Annotated in this window: 24 protein-coding genes; 8 read left to right on the top strand and 16 right to left on the bottom strand. The window is 67.5% G+C overall.

What is annotated here, in order from left to right:
• The first annotated feature begins 151 nt into the window (after positions 1 to 151).
• The 3 genes from ACV22Z_RS08980 to ACV22Z_RS08970 all read left to right on the top strand — a co-directional run bounded on the left by ACV22Z_RS08980 (position 152) and on the right by ACV22Z_RS08970 (position 2,133).
• Positions 152 to 676, top strand: coding sequence for a gamma carbonic anhydrase family protein (locus ACV22Z_RS08980; RefSeq protein ID WP_448075965.1), 525 nt, complete (start codon positions 152 to 154; stop codon positions 674 to 676).
• Between the two features lie 25 nt (positions 677 to 701).
• Positions 702 to 1,652 carry an Hsp33 family molecular chaperone HslO gene (gene hslO / locus ACV22Z_RS08975; RefSeq protein ID WP_448075964.1) on the top strand — a complete coding sequence of 317 codons (951 nt, stop codon included), beginning with the start codon at positions 702 to 704 and terminating at the stop codon, positions 1,650 to 1,652.
• Between the two features lie 121 nt (positions 1,653 to 1,773).
• Positions 1,774 to 2,133, top strand: coding sequence for a hypothetical protein (locus ACV22Z_RS08970; RefSeq protein WP_448075963.1), 360 nt, complete (start codon positions 1,774 to 1,776; stop codon positions 2,131 to 2,133).
• Positions 2,134 to 2,222: 89 nt separating this feature from the next.
• On the opposite strand, the gene ftsB is transcribed toward ACV22Z_RS08970, so the two are convergent.
• From ftsB to ACV22Z_RS08925, 9 genes are all read right to left on the bottom strand, one after another.
• Positions 2,223 to 2,648 (bottom strand): cell division protein FtsB, encoded by a 426-nt coding sequence (ftsB, locus tag ACV22Z_RS08965; protein WP_448075962.1) that lies wholly within the window; start codon positions 2,646 to 2,648, stop codon positions 2,223 to 2,225.
• A gap of 80 nt (positions 2,649 to 2,728) precedes the next feature.
• Complete coding sequence (eno, locus tag ACV22Z_RS08960; RefSeq protein WP_011885396.1) at positions 2,729 to 4,012, bottom strand: phosphopyruvate hydratase; 1,284 nt, start codon at positions 4,010 to 4,012, stop codon at positions 2,729 to 2,731.
• A gap of 106 nt (positions 4,013 to 4,118) precedes the next feature.
• On the bottom strand, positions 4,119 to 4,973 hold the full coding sequence (gene kdsA / locus ACV22Z_RS08955; RefSeq protein WP_448075961.1) for a 3-deoxy-8-phosphooctulonate synthase: 855 nt from the start codon (positions 4,971 to 4,973) through the stop codon (positions 4,119 to 4,121).
• On the bottom strand, positions 4,970 to 6,628 hold the full coding sequence (locus ACV22Z_RS08950; protein ID WP_448075960.1) for a CTP synthase: 1,659 nt from the start codon (positions 6,626 to 6,628) through the stop codon (positions 4,970 to 4,972). Before ACV22Z_RS08950 ends, kdsA begins: the two co-directional genes overlap by 4 nt.
• 189 nt (positions 6,629 to 6,817) lie before the next feature.
• Positions 6,818 to 7,648, bottom strand: coding sequence for an alpha/beta fold hydrolase (locus ACV22Z_RS08945; protein ID WP_448075959.1), 831 nt, complete (start codon positions 7,646 to 7,648; stop codon positions 6,818 to 6,820).
• Between the two features lie 84 nt (positions 7,649 to 7,732).
• Complete coding sequence (locus ACV22Z_RS08940) at positions 7,733 to 10,204, bottom strand: DNA internalization-related competence protein ComEC/Rec2 (protein ID WP_448075958.1); 2,472 nt, start codon at positions 10,202 to 10,204, stop codon at positions 7,733 to 7,735.
• Positions 10,205 to 10,262: 58 nt separating this feature from the next.
• Entirely contained in the window at positions 10,263 to 11,051 is a 789-nt protein-coding gene (locus tag ACV22Z_RS08935) for a TatD family hydrolase (RefSeq protein ID WP_448075957.1), read from the bottom strand.
• Between the two features lie 79 nt (positions 11,052 to 11,130).
• Positions 11,131 to 11,889, bottom strand: coding sequence for a lipoprotein-releasing ABC transporter ATP-binding protein LolD (gene lolD, locus ACV22Z_RS08930; RefSeq protein WP_448075956.1), 759 nt, complete (start codon positions 11,887 to 11,889; stop codon positions 11,131 to 11,133).
• The gene (locus tag ACV22Z_RS08925; protein WP_448075955.1) at positions 11,882 to 13,135 is read right to left on the bottom strand and encodes a lipoprotein-releasing ABC transporter permease subunit; all 1,254 of its coding nucleotides are present in this window, start codon (positions 13,133 to 13,135) and stop codon (positions 11,882 to 11,884) included. Before ACV22Z_RS08925 ends, lolD begins: the two co-directional genes overlap by 8 nt.
• A 166-nt stretch (positions 13,136 to 13,301) precedes the next feature.
• Between ACV22Z_RS08925 and ACV22Z_RS08920 the strand changes: the two genes are divergently transcribed.
• The 5 genes from ACV22Z_RS08920 to ACV22Z_RS08900 all read left to right on the top strand — a co-directional run bounded on the left by ACV22Z_RS08920 (position 13,302) and on the right by ACV22Z_RS08900 (position 19,996).
• Positions 13,302 to 14,378 (top strand): regulator, encoded by a 1,077-nt coding sequence (locus ACV22Z_RS08920; protein WP_448075954.1) that lies wholly within the window; start codon positions 13,302 to 13,304, stop codon positions 14,376 to 14,378.
• 21 nt (positions 14,379 to 14,399) lie between these two features.
• Positions 14,400 to 16,097, top strand: coding sequence for a single-stranded-DNA-specific exonuclease RecJ (recJ, locus tag ACV22Z_RS08915; RefSeq protein ID WP_448075953.1), 1,698 nt, complete (start codon positions 14,400 to 14,402; stop codon positions 16,095 to 16,097).
• 339 nt (positions 16,098 to 16,436) lie between these two features.
• Positions 16,437 to 17,333 (top strand): peptide chain release factor 2, encoded by an 897-nt coding sequence (gene prfB / locus ACV22Z_RS08910; RefSeq protein WP_448075952.1) that lies wholly within the window; start codon positions 16,437 to 16,439, stop codon positions 17,331 to 17,333.
• Positions 17,334 to 17,405: 72 nt separating this feature from the next.
• A complete protein-coding gene (gene lysS / locus ACV22Z_RS08905) occupies positions 17,406 to 18,932 on the top strand; it encodes a lysine--tRNA ligase (RefSeq protein WP_448075951.1) in 1,527 nt (508 codons plus the stop codon).
• Positions 18,933 to 19,240: 308 nt separating this feature from the next.
• Positions 19,241 to 19,996, top strand: a complete 756-nt coding sequence (locus ACV22Z_RS08900; RefSeq protein WP_448075950.1) for a glycine zipper 2TM domain-containing protein — start codon at positions 19,241 to 19,243, stop codon at positions 19,994 to 19,996.
• Between the two features lie 119 nt (positions 19,997 to 20,115).
• On the opposite strand, the gene iscX is transcribed toward ACV22Z_RS08900, so the two are convergent.
• From iscX to ACV22Z_RS08865, 7 genes are all read right to left on the bottom strand, one after another.
• Positions 20,116 to 20,325 carry a Fe-S cluster assembly protein IscX gene (iscX, locus tag ACV22Z_RS08895; RefSeq protein ID WP_448075949.1) on the bottom strand — a complete coding sequence of 70 codons (210 nt, stop codon included), beginning with the start codon at positions 20,323 to 20,325 and terminating at the stop codon, positions 20,116 to 20,118.
• A gap of 16 nt (positions 20,326 to 20,341) precedes the next feature.
• Positions 20,342 to 20,683, bottom strand: coding sequence for an ISC system 2Fe-2S type ferredoxin (gene fdx / locus ACV22Z_RS08890; RefSeq protein WP_448075948.1), 342 nt, complete (start codon positions 20,681 to 20,683; stop codon positions 20,342 to 20,344).
• Between the two features lie 88 nt (positions 20,684 to 20,771).
• On the bottom strand, positions 20,772 to 22,640 hold the full coding sequence (hscA, locus tag ACV22Z_RS08885) for a Fe-S protein assembly chaperone HscA (RefSeq protein WP_448075947.1): 1,869 nt from the start codon (positions 22,638 to 22,640) through the stop codon (positions 20,772 to 20,774).
• Between the two features lie 55 nt (positions 22,641 to 22,695).
• Positions 22,696 to 23,223: a Fe-S protein assembly co-chaperone HscB gene (gene hscB, locus ACV22Z_RS08880; protein ID WP_448075946.1), complete on the bottom strand. Its 528-nt coding sequence runs from the start codon at positions 23,221 to 23,223 to the stop codon at positions 22,696 to 22,698.
• An 88-nt stretch (positions 23,224 to 23,311) separates the two neighbouring features.
• Complete coding sequence (gene iscA, locus ACV22Z_RS08875; protein ID WP_010091953.1) at positions 23,312 to 23,635, bottom strand: iron-sulfur cluster assembly protein IscA; 324 nt, start codon at positions 23,633 to 23,635, stop codon at positions 23,312 to 23,314.
• 66 nt (positions 23,636 to 23,701) lie between these two features.
• Entirely contained in the window at positions 23,702 to 24,109 is a 408-nt protein-coding gene (gene iscU, locus ACV22Z_RS08870) for a Fe-S cluster assembly scaffold IscU (RefSeq protein ID WP_448075945.1), read from the bottom strand.
• A 56-nt stretch (positions 24,110 to 24,165) separates the two neighbouring features.
• Positions 24,166 to 25,389 (bottom strand): IscS subfamily cysteine desulfurase, encoded by a 1,224-nt coding sequence (locus ACV22Z_RS08865; RefSeq protein WP_448075944.1) that lies wholly within the window; start codon positions 25,387 to 25,389, stop codon positions 24,166 to 24,168.
• Positions 25,390 to 25,441: the final 52 nt, after the last annotated feature.

Here is a 25,441-nt window from a genome sequence, read left to right as displayed (position 1 = left end):
AAACGGGGACACCACGGAATACGCGGCGGGAGCCTGCGCCCGCAACGGTTTACAATACGCGTCTGTGCCACGGCGGCGACCGCCGGGCCAAACGCGCCATTTTACCGGCGCGCACCGAACGAGACCCACGAACGAGACCCAAGGAGACTCCGTGACGATCTACAAGCTGGGCGAAACCGCCCCGACGATCCACGAAAGCGTGTTCGTCGCCGATACGGCGGCCATCATCGGCAAAGTCGTGCTCGAGGAAAATTCGAGCGTATGGTTCGGCGCGACGATTCGCGGCGACAACGAGCCGATCACGGTCGGCGCGGGCAGCAACGTGCAGGAAGGCGCGGTGCTGCATACCGATCCCGGCTATCCGCTGACGATCGCGGAGAACGTGACGATCGGTCACCAGGCGATGCTGCACGGCTGCACGATCGGCGAAGGTTCGCTGATCGGCATTCAGGCGGTGGTCTTGAATGGTGCGGTGATCGGCCGCAACTGTCTGGTTGGTGCCGGCGCGGTCGTAACGGAGGGCAAAACGTTCCCGGACAATTCGCTGATTCTCGGCGCACCGGCAAAGGTGGTGCGCGAGCTGTCGGCCGAAGACGTCGCGCGGCTGCGCAAGAACGCCATGACGTACGTCGAGCGGCGTGCGCATTTCAAGGAGCAACTCGTGCGAATCGGCTGATTCGCGCGATTTTCAAGGAAGAAGAGTGAGCGACCAGTTACAGAAATTCATGTTCAATGCGGCGCCCGTGCGCGGCGAGATCGTTTCGCTGCGCAATACGTGGCAGGAAGTGCTCACGCGCCGCGATTATCCGGCCCCCGTCCGCACGGTGCTTGGCGAGATGATGGCCGCATGCGCGCTGCTGTCGGCGAACCTGAAATTTCACGGCACCCTCGTCATGCAGATCTTCGGCGACGGGCCGGTGAAGATGCTGGTCGTGCAATGCAGCTCGGACCTGTCGATGCGCGCAACCGCGAAGTTCTCCGGAGACGTCGCGCAGACGATCGGGGACGACGCGCAGTTCGCCGAACTCGTCAACGCGAGCGGCCACGGCCGCTGCGTGATCACGCTCGATCCGGCCGACAAGCTGCCGGGCCAGCAGCCGTACCAGGGCATCGTGCCGCTGAACGGCGAACACGGCCCGCTGGAATCGGTCGCGCAGGTGCTCGAGCATTACATGCACCACTCGGAGCAGCTCGACACGCGCCTGTGGCTCGCCGCCGATCGCGATCGCGCGGTCGGCATGCTGCTGCAGAAGCTGCCCGGCGACGGCGGCATCGTGCCGCGCGCCGCGGAAACCGATATCGACACGTGGGAACGCGTGTGCACGCTCGGCGGCACGCTGTCCGCGCAGGAGTTGCTCGAGGTGGAGCCGGAAGTCGTGTTCCGGCGGCTGTTCTGGCAGGAAAACGTGCAGCACTTCGAACCGGCCGGCACGCGCTTCCATTGCACGTGTTCGCGCGAGAAGGTCGGCGCGATGCTGCGCATGCTCGGCCGCGACGAAGTCGAAGGCGTGATCGCCGAGCGCGGCCACGTCGAGATCCATTGCGAGTTCTGCAATCAGCGCTACGAATTCGATCCCGTCGACGCCGCGCAACTGTTCGCGACGCCCGAGCATGCGAGCGGAGTGGCGCCTGCCGCCGAGCAGCGTCACTGAGCGTCGCGCGCCCCGCCCGCATGCGCGGGCGCATAATGACGGACGAGCGTCGAGCGCACCGCCCCGGCGCCGAAGGAGGCTGCAACCTTCGGTGCCCGCCGCCGCCCCGCTGGAGAAGGACATGAATCACCTGAAGCGCCTGGTCAGCACCATCGTCACGACGAGCGCCGCAGCCGGCGCGCTCGCCCTCGCCGGCTGCGCGGTGCAGCCGTCCTCCACGATCCTGAGCCGCCTGCCGGAGTCCGGCGCATCGGGTGGCCAGCCGCGTGTGCTGACGCCCGCCGAGCGCAAGCGCTACGACGAAATCGACCGACAGGCATTGCGCGAGCAGAACGATGCAATGGCCGCGGAAGCCGCCGCGCGCGCATGGTCGTACTACGCACCGCCGCCCGTCACGGTGTATGGCGGCTATTACGGCGGCGGCTGGGGGCCGCGCTGGGGAACCGGCGTCACGTACGGCTATCCGGGCTGGTGGTGGTGACGGTGGCGCCCGGTCGATTGACGACCGTCAGGAAATAAAAAAAGCGCGGAATTTTCCGCGCTTTTTCAATGGGTGTCCGTTTTCGGCAATCAGTGGTGAACTGCCTTGCCCTTCTCGCCGCCGTGATGCCGCGACGGCTTCGCGATCGACTGCGGGTTCGGCACGACGCGCACCGGCGCTGCCGACACTTCGCCGCGCGTCGACGTGTTGTTGGCCGTACTGTTGACCGGCGTTACCGGCGCGTTCGGCGACACGAACTGCACGAACACTTCGCCGTCCTTCACCATCCCCATCTCGTAGCGCGCACGCTCCTCGATCGCTGCCGTGCCGCCCTGCAGATCCTGCACTTCACCGGAGATCCGCTCGTTGCGCAGCTTTTCGTCGGTGTTCTTCTGCAGTTGGCCGTCGAGCTGCTGACGCAATTCGTGCACCCGCAACCAGCCGCCATGCCCCCACCATAGGGGATACTGAATGAGCGCCAGCAAGGCAATCAGGACGACAGTAACAAGGCGCATGTACGAGACGCAGATATAAGAAGCGCCGCTCCACGCATCACGCAGAGCGGCGTCGAAGTAACTAACCCGATGGTAGCGCGTTAGCGCAGGTTATAGAAAGCCGATTTGCCCGGGTAGCTCGCGATGTCGCCGAGATCTTCCTCGATGCGCAGCAGCTGGTTGTACTTCGAGATGCGGTCGCTGCGCGACAGCGAACCCGTCTTGATCTGGCCGGCGTTCAGGCCGACCGCGATGTCCGCGATCGTCGAATCTTCCGTTTCGCCCGAGCGGTGCGAGATCACGGCCGTGTAGCCCGCGCGCTTCGCCATCTCGATCGCCGCGAACGTTTCGGTCAGCGTGCCGATCTGGTTGATCTTGATGAGGATCGAGTTCGCGATGCCCTTCTCGATGCCTTCCTTCAGGATGCGCGTGTTCGTGACGAACAGGTCGTCGCCGACGAGCTGCACTTTCTTGCCGAGGCGCTCGGTCAGCAGCTTCCAGCCGTCCCAGTCGCCTTCATGCATGCCGTCTTCGATCGACACGATCGGGAACTTGTCCGCGAGCGTCGCGAGGTAATCGGTGAACTCGGCCGACGACAGCTGCAGGCCTTCGCCCGCGAGCTGGTACTTGCCGTCGTGGTAGAACTCGGATGCCGCGCAGTCGAGCGCGAGCAGCACGTCTTCGCCCGCACGGTAGCCGGCCTTCTCGATCGCCTGCAGGATCGTCGACAGGCACTCGTCGTTGCTGCCGAAGTTCGGCGCGAAGCCGCCTTCGTCGCCGACTGCCGTGCTCATGCCGCGGTCGCTCAGGATCTTCTTCAGTGCGTGGAACACTTCGGCGCCGCAACGCAGGGCTTCACGGAACGTCGGCTGGCTCACCGGAACGATCATGAATTCCTGGATGTCGAGGCTGTTGTTCGCGTGCGCGCCACCGTTGACGATGTTCATCATCGGCACCGGCAGCTGCATCGCGCCCGAACCGCCGAAGTAGCGGTACAGCGGAAGGCCGGCCTCTTCGGCGGCCGCCTTCGCGACGGCCATCGACACGGCCAGCATCGCGTTCGCGCCGAGGCGCGACTTGTTGTCGGTGCCGTCCAGCTCGAGCAGCGTCTTGTCGAGGAACGCCTGTTCCGACGCGTCGAGGCCCATGATGGCTTCGGAGATTTCGGTGTTGATGTGCTCGACTGCCTTCAGCACGCCCTTGCCGTTGTAGCGGCCGGCTTCGCCGTCGCGCAGTTCGATCGCTTCACGCGAGCCGGTGGATGCGCCCGACGGCACCGCCGCGCGGCCCATCGTGCCCGATTCGAGCAGCACGTCGCATTCGACGGTGGGGTTGCCGCGCGAATCCAGAATCTCGCGGCCGATGATATCTACGATTGCACTCATGGGTTTCCTCTGAGAATGACGATGGATTCTTCAAACTGCGACGGCGTACGCGCCGGAGCCGCTTCCGCTACTGACGCGCGAAGCCGCCGCAAGGTTCATTCGGTCTTTAGTTGAAATCGTTTTCCAGGAACGGATTGCGCTTCACCGCCTGGTCGAGCGTGACGAGCGTCTCCAGCAGCGCGCCCATCCGGTTCAGCGGCACCGCGTTCGGGCCGTCCGACTTCGCTTCGGCCGGCTTCGGGTGCGTCTCCATGAACAGCCCCGCGACGCCCGTCGCAACTGCCGCCCGTGCGAGCACCGGCACGAATTCGCGCTGACCGCCCGAGCTCGTACCCTGCCCGCCCGGCAATTGCACCGAGTGGGTCGCGTCGAACACGACCGGCGCATTCGTCTCGCGCATGATCGCGAGCGAACGCATGTCCGACACGAGATTGTTGTAGCCGAACGAGACGCCGCGCTCGCACGCCATGAAACGGTCTTCCGACAGCCCCGCTTCACGCGCCGCGTCGCGCGCCTTGTCGATCACGTTCTTCATGTCGTGCGGCGCGAGGAACTGGCCCTTCTTGATGTTGACGGGCTTGCCCGAGCGCGCGCACGCATGGATGAAATCGGTCTGGCGGCACAGGAACGCGGGCGTCTGCAGCACGTCGACGACCGATGCGACCGGCTCGATCTCTTCGATCGAATGCACGTCGGTCAGCACCGGCAGGCCGAGCTGGCGCTTCACCTCGGACAGGATCCGCAGGCCCTCGTCCATTCCGAGGCCGCGAAACGACTTGCCCGAGCTGCGGTTCGCCTTGTCGTAGGACGACTTGTAGATGAACGGAACGTTCAGCTTCTCGCAGATCTCCTTCAGGCGGCCCGCCGTGTCGATCGTCATTTGCTCCGATTCGACGACGCAGGTACCCGCGATCAGGAAGAAAGGCTTGTCGAGACCGACCTCGAAATCGCACAGCTTCATGCTTTCACTCCGCGCGCTTGCTTGTTGGCCAGCGCGGCTTCGACGAACGACTTGAAGAGGGGGTGACCGTCACGCGGCGTGGACGTGAATTCCGGGTGGAACTGCACGCCGACGAACCACGGGTGCATCGAGCGCGGCAGCTCCATCATTTCCGGCAGATCCTCGCTCGGGGTACGGGCGCTGATGATAAGGCCGCCGGCCTCGAGCTGGGGCACGAAGCGGTTATTGACTTCATAACGGTGGCGATGACGTTCGTTCACGTCCTTGCCATAGATCTCTTCAGCCAGCGTGCCGGGCTTGATCGGGCAGCGCTGCGAGCCGAGACGCATCGTGCCGCCGAGATCGGACTCCTCGGTGCGCTTCTCGACCTTGCCTTCGCGGTCGTACCACTCGGTGATCAGCGCAACGACGCGTTCCGGCGTGTCCTGATCGAACTCGGTGCTGTTTGCGTGCTTGAGGCCGGCGACGTCGCGCGCGAACTCGATCACCGCGAGCTGCATGCCGAGGCAGATGCCGAGATACGGCACCTTCGCCTCGCGTGCATGGCGGATCGCCGCGATCTTGCCTTCCGTGCCGCGACGGCCGAAGCCGCCCGGGACGAGCACCGCATCCAGGTGCTTCAGGCTGTCGACACCGTTCGCCTCGATCTCTTCCGAGTCGATGTACTCGATGTTGACCTTGGTCGACGTGTGCAGCGACGCGTGACGCAGCGCCTCGATCAGCGACTTGTACGATTCGGTCAGTTCGACGTACTTGCCGACCATGCCGATCGTCACTTCGTGCTTCGGGTTCTCCAGCTTCTCGACGAGCTCCGACCACATGCTCAGATCGGCGTCATGCGGCGACAGCTTCAGCTCTTCGCAGATGATCCGGTCGAGGCCCTGGTCGTGCAGCATCTGCGGAATCTTGTAGATGCTGTCGGCGTCCCACACCGAGATCACGGCGTCTTCCGGCACGTTCGAGAACATCGAGATCTTCTTCGATTCGTCGTCCGGAATGCGGCGGTCCGCACGGCACAGCAGCACGTGCGGCAGGATGCCGATCTCGCGCAGCTTCTGCACGCTGTGCTGGGTCGGCTTCGTCTTCAGCTCGCCGGCCGTCGCGATGTACGGCACGAGCGTCAGGTGCACGAAGCACGCGCTGTTGCGGCCGAGGCGCAGGCTCATCTGGCGCGCGGCCTCGAGGAACGGCAGCGACTCGATGTCGCCGACCGTGCCGCCGATCTCGACGATCGCGACGTCCGGCTCGCCGCAGGTGGCCGATGCCGCCCCGCGCTCGATGAACGCCTGGATTTCGTTCGTGATGTGCGGAATGACCTGCACGGTCTTGCCGAGATAGTCGCCGCGGCGCTCCTTGCGGATCACCGATTCGTAGATCTGGCCGGTCGTGAAGTTGTTGGCCTTGCGCATCTTCGTGCTGATGAAGCGCTCATAGTGGCCGAGGTCGAGATCCGTCTCCGCGCCGTCTTCCGTCACGAACACTTCGCCGTGCTGGAACGGGCTCATCGTGCCGGGGTCGACGTTGATGTAGGGATCGAGTTTGAGGAGGGTGACTTTCAGACCGCGCGATTCGAGGATCGCGGCGAGGGAGGCGGCGGCAATCCCCTTGCCAAGGGACGAAACTACGCCGCCGGTGACGAAAACATATTTGGTCATCGCTGGATGCTCGCGGGAAAAACGGATTATACCGTAAAGCCCGCCCTTCTCTCAGCAATTGACGTGATGATAGTGCCCTTCCGTCGGCTGCCCGTGCAGCGCACCGGACGGACGGCGACCGGCCGCCTGGTCGGGTCGCGTCGCGCGACGGGCCGCGGTCATGAGCGGCGTGCGGTCGCGATCGGCGCGTCAGGCGCTCTTCTCGAGCGGTGCCACATCCTCGTGTGCGCGCAGCGTATTCAGCATTCGCTGCAATGCACGGGCTGTCTCGAGCGGCCGCTCCATCGGGAACAGGTGGCTGCCTTCGAGCCACTCGATGCGCCCGTGCGTCGCGCGCCGCGTCGCATCGAGCCCGACCTGGCGCACTTCACGCGAACGCGTGCCGGCGAGGAAGCCGAGCGGCACCGGCGCGCCGTGCGCGAGCCGCGGGCCGAGCGTGTGCGGCAGCGTCCGGTAGATCAGGTATTCGACCTGCCGGTCGAATGCGAGCGCGCGCTCGCCGTCGGCCGCTGCCTGCGGGATGCCGTAGTCGATATAGTCGGCGAGCATCCGTTCGTCCCAGCGCGCGAACGCCGGTTTTTCATGGAAGTGGCGCCATACTTCGTCGCGGCTCGCCCAGTGCGTGCGGCGGTTGCGTGTCGCCGCGGCCGGCGACAGCCGCTCGTCGAGCCCCGCCCACTGGCTCGCGCGCAACGCGCCGCTGCGCCAGCCGGCGATGATCGGCGAATCGAGCATCACGACGCCGCGCACCCACTGCGGCTTCTTCAACGCGGCCATCAGCGACAGGTAGCCGCCGAGCGAATGGCCGACGAGCCACACCGGCCGCTCGTAGCGGCTGCCGATGTCGTCGAGCAATTGCTCGACGAGATGCGGCCAGTCGCGCGTGACGGGATAGCGCCGGTCGTGGCCGATCCGCTCGATGTAGCGCAGTTCGTAGTCGTCGGCCAGTTCGGCGAAGATCGTCCGGTATGTCGATGCCGGAAAACCGTTCGCATGCGAAAAGTGGAGGATGTCCTTCAAACCCCTGTGTCTCCTTTGTCGGCCTGAGTTAGTGCTTCAGCACTTACTCAGGCCCCATGCTTCGCGGTCGGCCCGCGCATCGCGTCATCGATCCATCCAGTAGCGGCGCTGCGCATCGCGATGAGTTTCGAACGTGAACCCGCCTTCCGCCGGCGCGACGTCGAACCGCACGGCGCCGTCGCGATCGGTGCGCGGCAGCGGAATCCCGCGCGCCGCGTAGCGCGCGAGGACGGTCCGGTGCGGGTGCCCGAAACGATTGCGATAGCCTACAGGAAAAGCCGCGACGCGCGGCCCCACCGAATCGAGGAAAGGCTCGACCGACGACGAGCGGCTGCCGTGATGCGGGACGATCAGGATCTGCGCGGCGAGCGCATCGCGGTCCGCGTCGACGAGCTGGCGCTCGACGCGCGCGTCGATGTCCCCCGTCAGCAGCGCGGACGTGCCGCCCGCGTCGACGCGCAGCACGCACGACTGCCCGTTCGTCGCGCCGGCGCCCGGCCCGCCGCGCGGCCATAGCATCGTGAACGTCACGCCGTCCCAGGCCCAGCGCTGCCCGGCCGCACATGGCACGCGGTCGGTCACGCCGGCCGCCTGCGCGTCGCGCCACAGCCGGCTCGCGGCCGGTATCCCGGCCAGCAACTGACGCACGTCGACGGCCGCATAAACCGCGCTTGCCCCGCCCGCATGATCGGCGTCGGCATGGCTGAGCGCGAGCGTATCGAGCGTCCGGATGCCGCGGGCGCGCAAGAACGGCGCGACGATCCGCTCGCCGGCATGGGTCGATTCCGGCCCCGGCCCCGCATCGAACAGCAGCGTCCGCCGCGCGGTTTCGATCAGCACCGCCGCGCCCTGCCCGACGTCGAGCACGGTCAGCCGGAAGCCGCCTTCCGGCGGCCGATCCGGCGCCGGCGCGACGAGCGGCAGCCACGTGAGCGGCGCCGCCCAGCGCAGCGGCCAGCCGCGCGGCAGCAACACCCACACCACGCCCACGCACGCAAGCACCAGCACCGGCCAGCCCGGCATCGGCAGCCAGAACACGCTGCGCGGCCAGCCGGCGAGCCACGCGAGCGCCGCCATCATCGGTTCAAGCAGCGCGTGCGCGAGCCGGAACGCATGGGCGTCGACCGGTGCGGGCAGCGCGATGCCGGCCAGCACGACGGGCGTGACGACGCTGCCGACCCACGGAATCGCAAACGCGTTGGCGAGCGGCCCCGACACGGAGATCTGCGCAAACCACGCGGCCGTCAGCGGTGCAAGCCCGATCGTGACTGCATACTGCACCCGGGACGCTTCCGCCACGCGGCGAGCCGCGAGGCGATACCCCGCACGCAATCGTTCGCCGATCCCGCCATCGGCCGGATCGCCGCGGGGCTCACGCGCCGCGCGCCAGCCCGCCACGGACAGCAGGATCACGGCGACCGCGCCGAACGACAGCCAGAAGCCGGCCGACAGCACGGCCCACGGATCGGCCAGCAGCACGCCGCCCAGCGCCACGCACAGTACCGACGACGAAGGCACGCTGCGCCCCGCCAGATACGCGCTGCCGCCCGCCGCGATCATCCACCACGCGCGCTGCGCCGGCACGTTGAAGCCGGCAAGCGACGCATAGCCCAGCGCCCCCGCCAGGGCTGCGAGCGCGGCGACGTAAGGCGCCGGCACGACGAGCGCGGCCGCCCGATGCCGCCAGCGGATGCGGCGCCAGACGGCCGACGCGAGCCAGCCCGCGATCCCGCCGACCAGGCCGACGTGCAAGCCCGAGATCGCGACGAGATGACTGGTGCCGGTGTCGCGCAACACGCGCCAGTCGCCGATGCCGATGCCGGACTGGTCGCCGATCGCGAGCGCGGCAACGATGCCGCGGTGGCGCGCGTGCGGCCCGAGCGTCCCAGCGATGCGTTCCCGCAACGCGTCGCGCAACCAGTCGACCGATGCCTGCACACCGCGCGCCCGCGCGTCGATCCGTGCGGCCCGCTGCGGCGCGCTCACGTAGCCGAGCGCGCGAATCCCGGCGCCGAGCCACGCGGCCTCGCTGTCGCGCACGCCGGGATTGGCCTCGCCGTGCGGCCGCTTCAGGCGCACTGTCAGGCGCCAGCGTTGCGCGGCACGCAGGTCCGGGATCGCCGCCTCCGGACGAGCGCCGTAAGTGCGCCAGGACAGACGGATCAGCGGGGGGAAATCGGCAAGACCGGCATCGTTCGACTCGACGGCGAACAGGAACCGGGTGCCCGCGTCGTCGGCGACCGGCAACCCCTTGATCGTGCCCGTGACGGTGATGTCGCGCCCTTCCCACGCGGCGGGCAGATGATCGCGCAGCCGCCACTCGGCCCGCGCGGCCGCATACCCGAATCCCGCCACACCGGCCGCGGCCGCACACAACAGCCAACCGAGGGCCATGGTCGCCCGCGTGCGCGGGCGCCGTCGCGCACACGCGATGCCGGCTGCCGTGAACATTGCCAGCGCCGCCGCTCCGCCACACCACCCCACCGCGCCAGGCAACGCCGCCTGCCGCTGCAGCATGACGACGCCGAGCGCGAATGCCACCCACCACACACGCATCCCGCCTCCTCGCCAACCCGGCGCCGCGCTTGGCAGCCGCCGCGCCGTCCGGAAACGATTATGCGGACGAAAGCGCGAGTCGGGGCAGCGCGGCGCGCGCGTTAGCCGAAGTGCATAGGGCCAGCGTGGCCGCGTCGACGCCGCGCAGCTCGGCGAGCACGTCGCCGATGCGAGGCACCTGGTCGGGCGTATTGCGGGATCGGTACGCCCATTCGGGCGCGATGTCCGGCGCATCCGTCTCGACGACGAGCGCGTCGATGGGCAATTGCGCCGCGAGCCGGCGGATCTGCAGCGCGCGCGTGAACGTCACGTTGCCGCCGAAGCCGAGATGCAGGCCCTGCGCGAGGTACGCTTCGGCCTGCTGGAAGCTGCCGTTGAATGCATGCGCGATGCCGCGCTGCACGCCGAAGCGGCGCAGCCCCGCGAGCACGCGATCCTGCGACTTGCGGACATGGCACAGCACCGGCAGGTCGAACTCGCGCGCGAGCTCCAACTGGCCCTGGTAGAACAACTGCTGCCGCGCCTCGTCGAGCCCCGGCACGAAGTAGTCGAGGCCGATCTCGCCGATCGCGACGAAGCGCGGATCGTCCAGGCTCGCCTCGATTTCCATGCGCAGCAGGTCGAGATCGCCATCACGCGCATGCGGCGTATACATCGGATGGATGCCGAGCGCATAGACCGCGCCCGGCGTGCGGTGCGCGAGCTCGCGCACCGTCGCGAAGTTGTCGCGCCCGACGCTCGGGATCACGACGCGCGCCACCCCCGCGTCGCGCGCCGCCTGCGCGACCGCATCGCGGTCGGCATCGAATTCGGCGGCATCGAGATGGCAATGCGTGTCGATCCACATATCAGACCTCGCCGGGCCGCCCCGCCCGCTGCGGCCTCCAATCGGAAGGCTGCCTGCGCGCGGGACGCGGATGGATGTTTCAGACCGGTACGGCCGGCTCTTCGTGCAGCAGGCCGTCGCGCAGCCGCATGATGCGGTCGCAGCGCGCGGCAAGATCCGGGTCGTGCGTGACGATCACGAAGCTCGTGTCCAGCGTTTCCGACAGTTCGAGCATCAGGTTGAACACCGTGTCGGCCGTCGTGCCGTCGAGGTTGCCGGTCGGTTCGTCGGCGAGCACGCACGCGGGCTTCGTCACGAGCGCGCGCGCGATCGCGACACGTTGCCGCTCGCCGCCCGACAGCTCGCCCGGCCGGTGCTTCGCGCGCGGGCCGAGACCGACGCGCGCGAGCATCGCATGCGCCTCTTCACGTGCGGCCTCGGTCGTCATCCGGCGGATGCGCAGCGGCATCGCGACGTTGTCGAGCGCGGTGAACTCGGGCAGCAGGTGGTGGAACTGATAGACGAAGCCCAGCGCACGATTGCGCAGGTCGTTGCGCTCGCGCTCGGCGAGCTGCGTAAACGGCTTGCCGAGCAGCGACACCTCGCCTGCGCTCGGCTCGTCGAGACCGCCCAGCACGTGCAGCAGCGTGCTCTTGCCGGACCCCGACGCGCCGACGACTGCCAGCTTCTCGCCGCGCCGCACCGACAGCTCGGTGTTGTTGAGCACCTGCACGTTGAAGCCGCCCTGCACGAACGCCTTCGTGATTCCGCGCGCCTGAAGCACGTATTCCTGCATACCTGCCGAATCCTGTTTGATGAGTTGTCGTGTATCCGCGAGCGCGGTGGCGCGGTCATTCATAGCGCAGCGCCTCCGCCGGCTTCACCTTCGCACCGCGCCAGCTCGGATAGAGCGTCGCGACCGCCGACAGCGCGAACGCGATCAGGCCGATCCTGATCACGTCGCTCGCGACGAGCTCGGACGGCAGCTCGCTGATGAAATACACCGACGGCGGCAGGAACTGCACGCCGAACAGATGCTCGATCATCGGGATCAGCCACGGGATGCTCCACGCGATCAGGCAGCCGAGCGCGACGCCCGTCGCGGTGCCGACGAAGCCGATCGTCACGCCCTGCACGACGAAGATCTTCATGATCGAGCCCGGCTGCGCGCCGAGCGTGCGCAGGATCGCGATGTCGGCCTGCTTGTTGGTGACGGTCATCACGAGCGACGACACGAGGTTGAACGCCGCCACCGCGATGATCAGCGTGAGGATGATGAACATCATCCGCTTCTCGATCTGGACGGCCGAGAACCAGGTCTTGTTCTGCTGCGTCCAGTCGCGGATATACAGGCTGCCCGACAGCGAATGCGACAGCTCGACGGCCACCTCCGGCGCCTTCTGCATGTCCTTCAGCCGCAGCCGCACGCCGGTCGGCGCGGGCAGGCGGAACAGCGCCTGGGCATCCTGGATGTTGATCATCGCGAGCGTGCTGTCGTACTCGTAATGGCCGGACTCGAACACGCCGACGACCGTGAACTGCTTCAGCCGCGGCATCATCCCGGCCGGCGTGATCGTTCCCTCCGGCGCGACGAGCGTGACCTTGTCGCCGACCGTCACGCCGAGATTGCCGGCAAGCGCGTCGCCGAGCACGATCCCGAACTGGCCCGGCACGAGCGCGGTGAGCTGGCCCGCCTTCATGTCCTTGCCGATTTCCGACACCTGCGGCTCGAGCGTCGGCTCGACGCCGCGCAGCATCACGCCGCTCACCGCGTCCTGGCGCGTGAGCAGCGCCTGCGCGTCGACGTACGGCGCGGCGCCGATCACCGATTGATTGCGGCGCGCTTCCTGCGCGGTCAGTTGCCAGTCGGGCATCGAGCCCGTCGGCGAGAACACTTCGACGTGCGCGAGCACCGACAGCATACGGTCGCGCACTTCCTTCTGGAAGCCGTTCATCACCGACAGCACGACGATCAGCGCCGCGACACCCAACGCGATGCCGAGCATCGAGACGAGCGCGATGAAGGAAATGAAGCCGTTACCGGTCGTGCGTTTGCCGGCGCGCGTGTAGCGCCAGCCGATCTGCCATTCGTACGGAAGTTTCAAGCGAATCCTTTCTGCTGGTTGCGGCATGGGCGGCGGCCTGCGGACGGGATGCCGCCCGACGGTTTGCCGCCCGACGGTTTGCCGCCCACCCGGACGGGGACGAATCCGGTCGCCGGACGCAAGCGGGCCGCCGGCCCGCCCGAATACGCGCGCAGTTTGCCATACAATGCGCACCATCATGCACGACCGACGCCTCCATTTTCTCGTTCCGTTCGCGCTGCCATCGGCGGCCGATGCGGCCTCGTCCCTGCACACGCTGGACAGTCCGGCGCTCGAAAAGTTGCTTTCGCGCGCAAGCCTCGTCGAGCGGGTGGCCGGCGAGGACTTCCAGCGCACGCTGCCGCACGAGCGCTGGCTGGCCCGCCAGTTCGGCGCGACCCACGGCAGCGCCGCCGACGAGGCACCGCTCGCGCCCTACATGCTGCTCGCCGACGGCGGCAACCCGGGCGACCACGCATGGGCCTGCGTCGAACCCGTGCACGTCGAGATCGCGCACGACCATCTCGTGCTCGTCGATCCGGCCACGCTGGCGCTCGAAGACGGCGATGCGGCCGCGCTGCTCGCGGTCGCGCGCCCGCTGATCGAGGAGCTCGGCGTCCGGCTCGAAGCACCTCGCCCGACCCGCTGGTACCTGTCGAGCGAACAGCTCCGCCACCTGGCCGGCGCCGCGCCGTTGCGCGCGAGCGGCCGCAACATCGAGATCTGGCTGCCGCACGAGGCGCACACGGGCGAACGCTCGCGGATGTGGATGAAGCTGCAGAACGAAGTGCAGATGGCGTGGTTCCAGCATCCCGTCAACGAAGCGCGCGAGGCGCGCGGCCTGCCCGCCGTCAACTCGATCTGGTTCCACGCGCAAGGCGCGCTGAAGCCGGTCGGCCAGCCGTTCGCGCGCGTGCTGTCGGCGTCGCCCGCGGCGCTCGGCCTCGCGCGCGCGGCCCGAGCCGACGCCGGCGCGCCGCCCGCCGCATTCGGCCAGCTCGCCGCCGCCGACGGTGCGACGCTCGTCGAACTGTCGGCGCTCACGACCCCATTCATAGAACAGGACTGGGCGCGCTGGCATGACGCGCTCGCCGCGCTGGAGCGCGACTGGTTCGCGCCCGCCCTGGCCGCGCTGCAGCGCGGCGAACTGGCGAGCGTCGACGTCACGCTGTGCGGCGACACCAGCTCCGCGACCCTGCGCGCGACGCGCGGCGACCTGCGCAAGTTCTGGCGCCGCCGCGCGCTCGCCTCACTGTTCGAATAAAGCCGAAAAAAGCGACTCCGCATGACCCACATCGTTACCCGCCCCGCCGCGCCCGCCGACGCCGAAGCGCTCGCGCGGCACGGCCTGCACCCCGTGCTCGCGCGCCTGTATGCCGCACGCGGCGTGCAGTCGCCGTCCGACATCGAGACCGCGCTCGCGCGCCTCGTCCCGCCCACCGAGCTCAAGGGCTGCGCCGACGCGGCCGCGCTGCTCGCCGACGCGATCGCCGACCAGCGGCGCCTGCTCGTCGTCGCCGACTACGACTGCGACGGCGCGACCGCCTGCGCGGTCGCGGTGCGCGGGCTGCGGATGTTCGGCGCGCAGATCGACTATCTGGTGCCGAACCGCTTCGAGTACGGCTACGGCCTCACGCCCGAGATCGTCGAGCTGGCGGCCGCGCGCAAGCCGGACCTGCTGATCACCGTCGACAACGGCATTGCGAGCGTTGCGGGCGTCGAGGCCGCGAACGCGCGTGGCATCGACGTGCTCGTGACCGACCATCACCTGCCCGGCGACGCGCTGCCCGCCGCGCGCGCGATCGTCAACCCGAACCAGCCGGGCTGCGCATTCCCGAGCAAGCACATCGCCGGCGTCGGCGTGATGTTCTACGTGCTGCTCGCGCTGCGCGCCGAGCTGCGCCGCCGCGGCGCGTTCGCGAGCAAGGACGCCGAGCCGCGTCTCGACGGCCTGCTCGACCTCGTCGCGCTCGGCACCGTCGCCGACGTCGTGCGGCTCGACGGCAACAACCGCGTGCTGGTCGCGCAGGGGCTGCAGCGGATCCGCAACGGCCGGATGCAGCCGGGCGTCGCCGCGCTGTTCCGCGCGGCCGCCCGAGAAGCCCGCAGCGCGTCGGGCTTCGACCTCGGCTTCGGGCTCGGCCCGCGGCTGAACGCCGCCGGGCGGCTGTCCGACATGTCGCTCGGAATCGAGTGCCTGATCACCGACGACGTCGGCCGCGCGTGGGAACTCGCGCAGCAGCTCGATACGATGAACCGCGAACGCCGCGAGATCGAGGCCGGCATGCAGCAGCAGGCGCTCGCCGATCTCGCGCAAGTCGATCCGGCCGACGCGTGCACGATCACGCTGTTCAACCCGGAATGGCACCAGGGCGTGATCGGCATCGTCGCCGGGCGCCTGAAGGAGAAATTCCACCGGCCGTCGTTCACGTTCGCGCATGCGGACGAACAAGGCGCACGCGTCAAGGGTTCCGGGCGATCGATCCCCGGTTTCCACCTGCGCGACGCGCTCGATCTCGTGTCGAAGCGCGAACCGGACCTGCTCGTCGCGTTCGGCGGCCATGCGATGGCGGCCGGCGTCACGCTCGACACCGCGAACGTGCCGCGTTTCGCGGCCGCGTTCGAGGCGGTCGCGCGCGAGTGGCTGTCGGACGACGCGCTCGCGCGCGTGATCGAGACCGACGGCGAGCTCGAGGACGCGTACTTCACGCCGCAGTTCGTCGAACTGCTCGACGCGGCGGTGTGGGGCCAGGGCTTTCCGGCGCCGCTCTTCTCCGGCGAATTCGACGTCGTGTCGCAGTCGCTCGTGAAGGACAAGCACCTGAAACTCCAGCTCGCCCGTGGCCGCCAGCGCTTCAACGCGATCTGGTTCAACCACACCGAGCCGCTGCCGCCGCGCGCGCTCGTCGCATACCGCCTCGTCGCCGACACCTGGAACGGCGTGACGCGCGTGCAGCTGATCGTCGAGCACGCGGCCGCCTGAGCCCACCGGGCCGCGCGCCGCCTCGCGCAGGCGGGGCGCCGGCGCGCGTTCGCCCCCGCCGGCGACACCGGGACGCCCCCCCGATCGGCTATAATTCCGCTTTTTTACGAAGCACGAAAAGCGAAACGATCATGGAAGCGGAACGTCTCAACGCGATCGAAAGCTCCCTGCTCGACCTGCGCAACCGCGCGGGCGAGCTTCGGGGGTATCTTTGACTACGACGCCAAAGCTGCGCGTCTGACCGAAGTCAACAAGGAACTCGAGGACCCGAACGTCTGGAACGATTCGAAGAACGCCCAGGCGCTCGGCCGCGAAAAGAAGCTGCTCGAAGGCGTCGTCATGACGCTGACGGCGCTCGATAGCGACCTGCACGACGCGCTCGACCTGTTCGAGCTGGCACGCGAGGAAGGCGACGAAGACACCCTCGTCGCGTCGGAAGACGACGCCGCGAAGCTCGAGGCGCGCGTCGGCGACATCGAGTTCCGCCGGATGTTCTCGAACCCGGCCGACCCGAACAACTGCTTCATCGACATCCAGGCCGGCGCCGGCGGCACCGAGGCGTGCGACTGGGCGTCGATGCTGCTGCGCCAGTACCTGCGCTACTGCGAGCGCAAGGGCTTCAAGGCCGAAGTGCTCGAAGAATCCGACGGCGACGTCGCCGGCATCAAGAACGCGACGATCAAGGTCTCGGGCGAATACGCATACGGCTACCTGCGCACCGAAACCGGCATCCACCGCCTCGTGCGCAAGTCGCCGTTCGACTCGTCGGGCGGCCGCCATACGTCGTTCTCGTCGGTGTTCGTGTATCCGGAAATCGACGACTCGATCGAAGTCGAGGTCAACCCGGCCGACCTGCGGATCGACACGTACCGCGCATCGGGCGCGGGCGGCCAGCACATCAACAAGACCGACTCGGCGGTGCGGATCACGCACATGCCGACCGGCATCGTCGTGCAGTGCCAGAACGACCGCTCGCAGCACCGCAACCGCGCGGAAGCCATGGCGATGCTGAAGTCGCGCCTGTACGAAGCCGAGATGCGCAAGCGCCAGGCCGAGCAGGACAAGCTCGAATCGAGCAAGACCGACGTGGGCTGGGGTCACCAGATCCGCTCGTACGTGCTCGACCAGAGCCGCGTGAAGGACCTGCGTACGAACGTCGAAATGAGCAACACGAAAGCGGTGCTCGACGGCGATCTCGACGACTTCATCAGCGCGAGCCTCAAACAGGGCGTGTAAGCGCCGCGGCGCGGCCTGGCCGCGCCGCCTTCCCCGTTTGCGTTGCCGCACCCACACCGAATCCCGACCATCATGAACGAATCAACCCAAACGCAGCCCGCCGTCGCGGCGGACGAAAACCAGATCATCGCCGAGCGCCGCGAGAAGCTGCGCGCGTTGCGCGAGCAAGGCGTCGCCTACCCGAACGATTTCCGCCCGACGCACCACGCCGCCGATCTGCAGACGCAATTCGCCGACTCGGACAAGGCTGCGCTCGAAGCGAACCCGTTCGAGGTCGCGATCGCCGGCCGCATGATGCTCAAGCGCGTGATGGGCAAGGCGAGCTTCGCGACGGTGCAGGACGGTTCGGGCCAGATCCAGTTCTTCGTGACGCCGAACGACGTCGGCGCGGAAACCTACGACGCGTTCAAGAAATGGGACCTCGGCGACATCGTCGCCGCGCGCGGCGTGCTGTTCCGCACCAACAAGGGCGAGCTGTCGGTCCAGTGCAAGGAGCTGCGCCTGCTGTCGAAGGCGCTGCGTCCGCTGCCGGACAAGTTCCACGGCCTCGCCGACCAGGAAATGCGCTATCGCCAGCGCTACGTCGACCTGATCGTCACGCCGGAAACGCGCGACACGTTCCGCGCGCGCACCAAGACGATCGCGTCGATCCGCAAGTTCATGGACTCGGCCGAGTTCATGGAAGTCGAGACGCCGATGCTGCACCCGATCCCGGGCGGCGCGGCCGCGAAGCCATTCGTCACGCATCACAATGCGCTCGACATGCAGATGTTCCTGCGCATCGCGCCGGAGCTGTACCTGAAGCGCCTGATCGTCGGCGGCTTCGAGCGCGTGTTCGAGATCAACCGGAATTTCCGTAACGAGGGCGTGTCGCCGCGCCACAATCCGGAATTCACGATGATGGAGTTCTACGCCGCGTACACCGACTACCGCTGGCTGATGGACTTCACCGAGCAGCTGATCCGCCAGGCGGCGATCGATGCGCTCGGCACCGCGACGATCCAGTACCAGGGCCGCGAGCTCGACCTCGCGAAGCCGTTCCATCGCCTGACGATCACGCAGGCAATCCAGAAGTACGCGCCGCAATACACGGACGGCCAGCTGTCCGACGACGCGTACCTGCGCAGCGAACTGAAGCGCTTCGGCGTCGACGTCACGCAGCCGGCGTTCCTGAACGCGGGCCTCGGCGCACTGCAGCTCGCGCTGTTCGAGGAAACCGCCGAAGCGCAGCTGTGGGAGCCGACGTACATCATCGACTACCCGGTCGAGGTGTCGCCGCTCGCTCGCGCATCGGACACGGTGCCGGGCATCACCGAACGCTTCGAGCTGTTCATGACCGGCCGCGAGATCGCGAACGGCTTCTCGGAGCTGAACGACCCGGAAGACCAGGCCGCGCGCTTCAAGAAGCAGGTCGAGCAGAAGGACGCCGGCGACGAGGAAGCGATGTTCTTCGACGCCGACTACATCCGCGCGCTCGAGTACGGGATGCCTCCGACGGGCGGCTGCGGGATCGGCATCGACCGTCTCGTGATGCTGCTGACCGACAGCCCGACGATCCGCGACGTGCTGCTGTTCCCGCACCTGCGCCGCGAAGACTGACCCGCATCGCCTGCGCGCCCCCGTGGCGCGCAGGCGTCAGCTTTGTAACCGCGCGTAAATCCCGCCTGCCGGCGTTCGCCGGCAACTGATCATCCCCCGTTATATCTCCTTGTCGAATCGGCCTCCCGCGGGTTTTCCCGGTGTTGCCTGACGTTTTCCCGCTGCGAATCGTTACAACTTGATACGGCGGTTCGCTCGCGCCTGGACGACACTGCCTTTGCAAAATAAACGCACGATTGCGTGCGAGCTTTGCATGGGACCGGAGCAAGCGCTGAAGCGCCCACGCCGGTCGACATAGGAGAGCAAAAATGGATAACCAGAACCAGACCACGCCGCAAAAGCAACGCCTCCACCCGCTCGTCGCCACCGCGGCGGGCGCCGTCATCGTCGCGAGCCTCGCGGCGACCGCCGCCATCACCGGCGTGTTCCCGAAGGCCACCGGCAACAACGAGCAGAACGGCCAGACCCAGGCCGCGCTGATCGCGTCGCAGCCGGCCGTCGACACGGCGGTGGCAGCCAGCGCGGCACGCGCCGCGCAAGCGCAACAGATCGCGGCCGAGCAAGCCGCACAGCAGCAGCAACAGCAGCAGCCGGTCGCCCAGGCCCAGCCGCAACCCGCACCGCGCCCGGCGACGACGCACCATCGCCATCATGCGTCGACGGTGCCGCAGCCGCCTCAATACGCGCAGCAGGGCGGCGGTTATGCTCAACAACCGTCGCCGTCCTACTGCCAGACCTGCGGCACGGTCGTCGCGATCAACCAGATGCGCACGCCCGGCCAGAGCTCGGGTATCGGCGCAGTCGGCGGCGCCGCGGCAGGCGGCCTGCTCGGCAACCAGTTCGGTCGCGGCAATGGCCGTACCGCGATGACGCTGCTCGGCGCGCTGGGCGGCGGCCTCGCCGGCAACCAGGTCGAGAAGCAGGTGCGCGCGGAAACCGACTACCAGGTCCAAGTGCAGATGGAAAACGGCACGACGCGCACGTTCACGTACCACAACAACCCGCCGCCGTTCGGGCAGGGTCAGCGCGTGCGGATCGAGAACGGGACGCTGGTCGGCGCGTGATCGCCCTACTGCCCGCGTACGAAGCGCGGGCAGCCCGACACACAAACGAAAACGGCTCGTGATCGCTCACGAGCCGTGTTTCTTGCGGGGGCCGCGTACGATGCAACGCGCCGCGCCGTTCAGTCTTCTTCGTCGAAGTCGGATTCGTCGATCCAGTGCGCCTGAATCGCTTCGAGAATCTTCTCGCCCGAGTGCTTCGGGTCGTCACTGAACCCGTCGAGTTCGAGCACCCACTGACGCAGATCGACGAAGTTGATCCGCTGCGGATCGATGTCGGGGTGCTTTTCCGCCAGCGCGATCGCGATCTCGCGCGAATCGGTCCATTTCATCGCCTGCCCTCCTCGGTCAGTGACCTTCCTTCGCGTGATTGATCGAGTACTTCGGGATCTCGACCACCAGGTCCGAATCTTCCTGCACGATCGCCTGGCACGACAGACGCGACGTCGGCTCGAGGCCCCACGCCTTGTCGAGCAGGTCGTCCTCGTCCTCCTCGGACGGCTCCAGATCGTTGAAACCCTCGCGGATCACCACGTGGCACGTCGTGCACGCGCACGACTTCTCGCACGCGTGTTCGATGTCGATGCCGTTGTCGAGCAGGTTGTCGCAAATACTCTTGCCGGGCGTCGCGTCGATCACTGCGCCGTCCGGGCACAGTTCGACGTGAGGCAGCACCACCAGTTGAGGCATGTCCGTTCCGTCAGTCCAGGTGCGGCGGCCTGCGCCGCACGATTCATCATAGCGCCGGCCGTCGCCGGCCGGCGCGCACGTCATTCGTTCAGATCTCGTCGAGCCGCCGGCCCGCCAGCGCGCGCTTGATGCTCTTGTCCATCCGGCGCGCGGCGAATTCGTCGGTGCCTTCCGCAAGCGCCTTGGTTGCCGCTTCGATCGCGTCCGTGTCGTCGCCCTGCGCGACCGTACGCAGCGTCGCGACGTGCGCATCGACGTCCGCGCGCTCGGCATCATCCAGCAGTTCGCCGTCGGCAGCGAGCGCCGCTTCCGTCGCCTCGATCATCCGCTCGGCCTCGACCTGCGCCTCGCGCAGCGCACGCGCCCGCATGTCGATCTCGGCGGTCTTGAAGCTTTCCTCGAGCATCTTCGCGATGTCGTCGTCGGCCAGGCCGTACGACGGCTTCACGACGACCGACGCTTCGACACCGGAATGCTGTTCGCGCGCGAACACCGACAGCAGCCCGTCCGCATCGACCTGATAGGTCACGCGGATCCGTGCGGCGCCAGCCGTCATCGGCGGAATGCCGCGCAGCTCGAAGCGCGCGAGCGACCGGCAGTCGGCGACGAGCTCGCGCTCGCCCTGCACGACGTGGATCGCCATCGCGGTCTGGCCGTCCTTGAAGGTCGTGAATTCCTGCGCGCGCGCGATCGGGATCGTCGAATTGCGCGGGATGATCTTCTCGACGAGCCCGCCCATCGTCTCGACGCCGAGCGACAGCGGGATCACGTCGAGCAACAGCCAGTCGTCGCCGCCGCCGCGGTTGCCCGCGAGCAGGTCGGCCTGGATCGCCGCGCCGAGTGCGACGACCTGGTCCGGATCGAGATTCACGAGCGGCGGCTGCCCGAAATGCTTCGCGACGGCGTCGCGGATCACCGGCATACGCGTCGCGCCGCCGACGAGCACGACACCCTTGATGTCGGCCGGCGTCACCTGCGCGTCGCGCAGCGCCTTGCGGGTCGGCGTCAGCGTGCGCTGCACGAGCGGCTCGACGAGCGCGGCGAACGCGTCGTGCGTGACCGTCTGCGCGAGCTGTGCGCCCGTCGACAACATGACGTCGAGCGACGCCTGCGGCGCCGCCGACAGCGCTTCCTTCAGCACGCGCACGCGGTCGAGCAGCAGGCGCACATCTTCGGGCGCGAGCGTCTGCGCGTCGATGCCGGCCTGTGCGAGCACGTGGGCGAACAGCGCGTGATCGAAATCGTCGCCGCCGAGCGCCGAATCGCCGCCCGCGGCGAGCACTTCGAACACGCCCTTCGTCAGTTTCAGGATCGACAGGTCGAACGTGCCGCCGCCGAGGTCATACACCGCATAGAGGCCTTCGGCCGCGTTGTCGAGGCCGTAGGCGATCGCCGCCGCGGTCGGCTCGTTCAGCAGGCGCAGCACGTTCAGGCCGGCGAGCCGCGCGGCGTCCTTCGTCGCCTGGCGTTGCGCGTCGTCGAAATAGGCCGGCACCGTGATCACCGCGCCGACCAGTTCGTCGCCGAGCGTATCTTCCGCGCGCTGGCGCAGCGTCGCGAGAATCTCGGCCGACACCTCGACCGGGCTCTTCACGCCGTCGACGGTGCGGATCTGCACCATGCCCGGCGCGTCGACGAATTCGTACGGCGCATTGGCCGCGCCTTCGACCTCGGCCTTGCCGCGGCCCATGAAGCGCTTGACCGACACGATCGTGTTGCGCGGATCGGTGGCGGCCTGCTCCTTCGCATCGTGGCCGATGCGGCGGCCGCCCTTCTCCAGGTAACGCACCACCGACGGCAGCAGCATGCGGCCCGCGTCGTCCGGCAACACTTCCGGCACGCTGTTGCGCACGGCCGCGACGAGCGAGTTCGTCGTGCCGAGATCGATCCCGACGGCGAGCCGCCGCTGGTGCGGCGCCGGCGCCATGCCCGGTTCGGAAATTTGCAGTAAAGCCATCTTGGTTCGTTCGGGCGTTCGCGCCCGTTTGCTGCGCGTGCCGCGAGGCACGCGGTTAATGTTCGAGCCGCTCGATCTGCGCGCTCACTTCCGACGCAACCCGCTCGATGAACATCAGCTGGCGCACCGCCTCGGCGGCAGCCTGATCGGCGCCGCTGTCGAGCAGCGTGCCGAGGCGCTCGAGCCGCAAGCGCTTCTCGTCGCGCAGTTCGGCGAGCAGCGCGTCGAGCGCATCGATGTTGCGCGCGGCAGCGGCATCCTCGATGCCTTCGCGCCACTCCATCTGCTGCATCAGGAACGCCGGCTCCATCGCGGTGTTGTTTTCCGCGCCGATATCCACGCCGCGCAGCGACAGCAGATAGGTGCCACGCTTCAGCGGATCGCGCAGCGTCCGGTACGCCTCGTTCGCGCGGGTCGCCCATTGCATCGCGATGCGCTTCTGTGCATCGCCGGCCGCCGCGAAGCGGTCCGGATGCACCTGCGTCTGCACGGTCCGGTACGCGGCGTCGAGCGCCGCGTCGTCGATCGCGAACTGCGCCGGCAGGTGGAACAGGTCGAAGTGGCTGTCTTTCAGCGAGACCATCGTCGCGTTCAATCCCAGTTCGTGCGCGGCAATCGCCGCGCATTAAAAAGGCGGCATGTGCCGCCTCTTGCCCGCATCGCGCGGTGCGTCACACGCGGAACGATTCGCCGCAGCCGCACTCGTCCTTCACGTTCGGGTTGTTGAACTTGAACCCTTCGTTCAGGCCTTCGCGCGCGAAATCGAGCTCGGTGCCGTCGATATACGCGAGGCTTTTCGGATCGACGACGACCTTCACGCCATGGCTCTCGAACACCTGATCCTCGGGTGCGAGATCATCGACATACTCGAGCTTGTACGCGAGGCCGGAACACCCGGTCGTGCGAACGCCGAGCCGCAGGCCCAGCCCCTTGCCGCGCCGGACCAGATACTTCTGGACGTGCTGCGCTGCTTTTTCGGTCAGTGTAATTGCCATGATGTCCTTGCCGCGGCGCACCGATCGCGGTGCGTCGCGCGTTCCAGCTTAGTCGCTCGATGCCGCTCAGGCCGCTGCCTGATCGCCTTCCACGCCGTCGTGGCGCTTCTTGTAGTCGGCCACCGCCGCCTTGATTGCGTCTTCCGCGAGGATCGAACAGTGGATCTTCACGGGCGGCAGCGCCAGCTCTTCGGCGATCTGCGTGTTCTTGATCGCGAGCGCCTCGTCGAGCGTCTTGCCCTTCACCCACTCGGTCACGAGCGAGCTCGACGCGATCGCCGAGCCGCAACCGTAGGTCTTGAACTTCGCGTCCTCGATCACGCCGTCCGCACCCACGCGGATCTGCAGCTTCATCACGTCGCCGCACGCCGGCGCGCCGACCATGCCGGTACCGACCGCGTCGTCGTCCTTCGCGAACGAGCCGACGTTACGCGGGTTTTCGTAGTGATCCAGAACCTTGTTGCTGTAAGACATGACTCAGACTCCTTGACTCGTTACGTCTGCGTGCGCCAATCCGCCCGCGAATGTGTTTAGTGCGCGGCCCATTCGATCGTCGACAGATCGATGCCTTCCTGGTGCATTTCCCAAAGCGGCGACAGTTCGCGCAGCTTCGCGATCTTGCTGTTCAGCAGATTGATCACGTAGTCCACCTCCTGCTCCGTCGTGAAGCGGCCGACCGTGAAGCGGATCGAGCTGTGCGCGAGTTCGTCGTTGCGGCCGAGCGCACGCAGCACGTACGACGGTTCCAGCGACGCCGACGTGCACGCGGAGCCTGACGACACCGCGACGTCCTTGATCGCCATGATCAGCGACTCGCCTTCGACGAAGTTGAAGCTGATGTTCAGGTTGTGCGGGATCCGGTGCTCCATGTCGCCGTTCACGTACGTTTCCTCGATCTGCGACAGGCCGCGCAGCAGCTTGTCGCGCAGCATGCGGATCCGCTCGTTCTCGGTCGCCATTTCTTCCCTGGCGATGCGGAACGCTTCGCCCATGCCGACGATCTGATGCGTCGCCAGCGTGCCCGAGCGCATCCCGCGCTCGTGGCCGCCGCCGTGCATCTGCGCTTCGATGCGCACGCGCGGCTTGCGGCGCACGTACAGCGCGCCGATGCCCTTCGGGCCGTAGGTCTTGTGCGCGGAGAACGACATCAGGTCGACCTTCAGCTTCGCGAGGTCGATCTCGACCTTGCCCGTCGACTGTGCCGCGTCCACGTGGAAAATGATGCCCTTCTCGCGGCAGATCTCGCCGATCGTCGCGATGTCCTGGATCACGCCGATCTCATTGTTCACGTGCATCACCGACACGAGGATCGTGTCCGGACGCAGCGCGGCCTTGAGCGCGTCGAGGTCGATCAGGCCGTTGTCCTTCACGTCCAGATAGGTAACTTCGAAGCCGTCGCGTTCGAGCTCGCGGCAGGTGTCGAGCACGGCCTTGTGCTCGGTCTTCACCGTGACGATGTGCTTGCCCTTGCCCTGGTAGAAGTTCGCTGCGCCCTTGATCGCGAGGTTGTCCGACTCGGTCGCGCCCGACGTCCAGATGATCTCGCGCGGATCCGCGTTCACGAGCGCGGCCACCTGCTCGCGCGCCTCTTCGACCGCACGTTCCGCATCCCAGCCGTACGCATGGCTGCGCGACGCCGGATTGCCGAACTGCTCGCGCAGGTACGGCACCATCTTGTCGACCACGCGCGGGTCGACCGGCGTCGTCGCGCTGTAATCCATGTAGATGGGCAGGTGGAGAGTCTCTTGGGTCATCTGTCGCTCCGGGTATTCTGTGCAGGGACTATGCGTTGTTGGATGTCGGCGG

Source organism: Burkholderia sp. PU8-34 (genome assembly GCF_053427725.1).
Note: the sequence above shows the minus strand (reverse complement) of the source record. Positions and strands in the feature narration are given on the sequence as shown.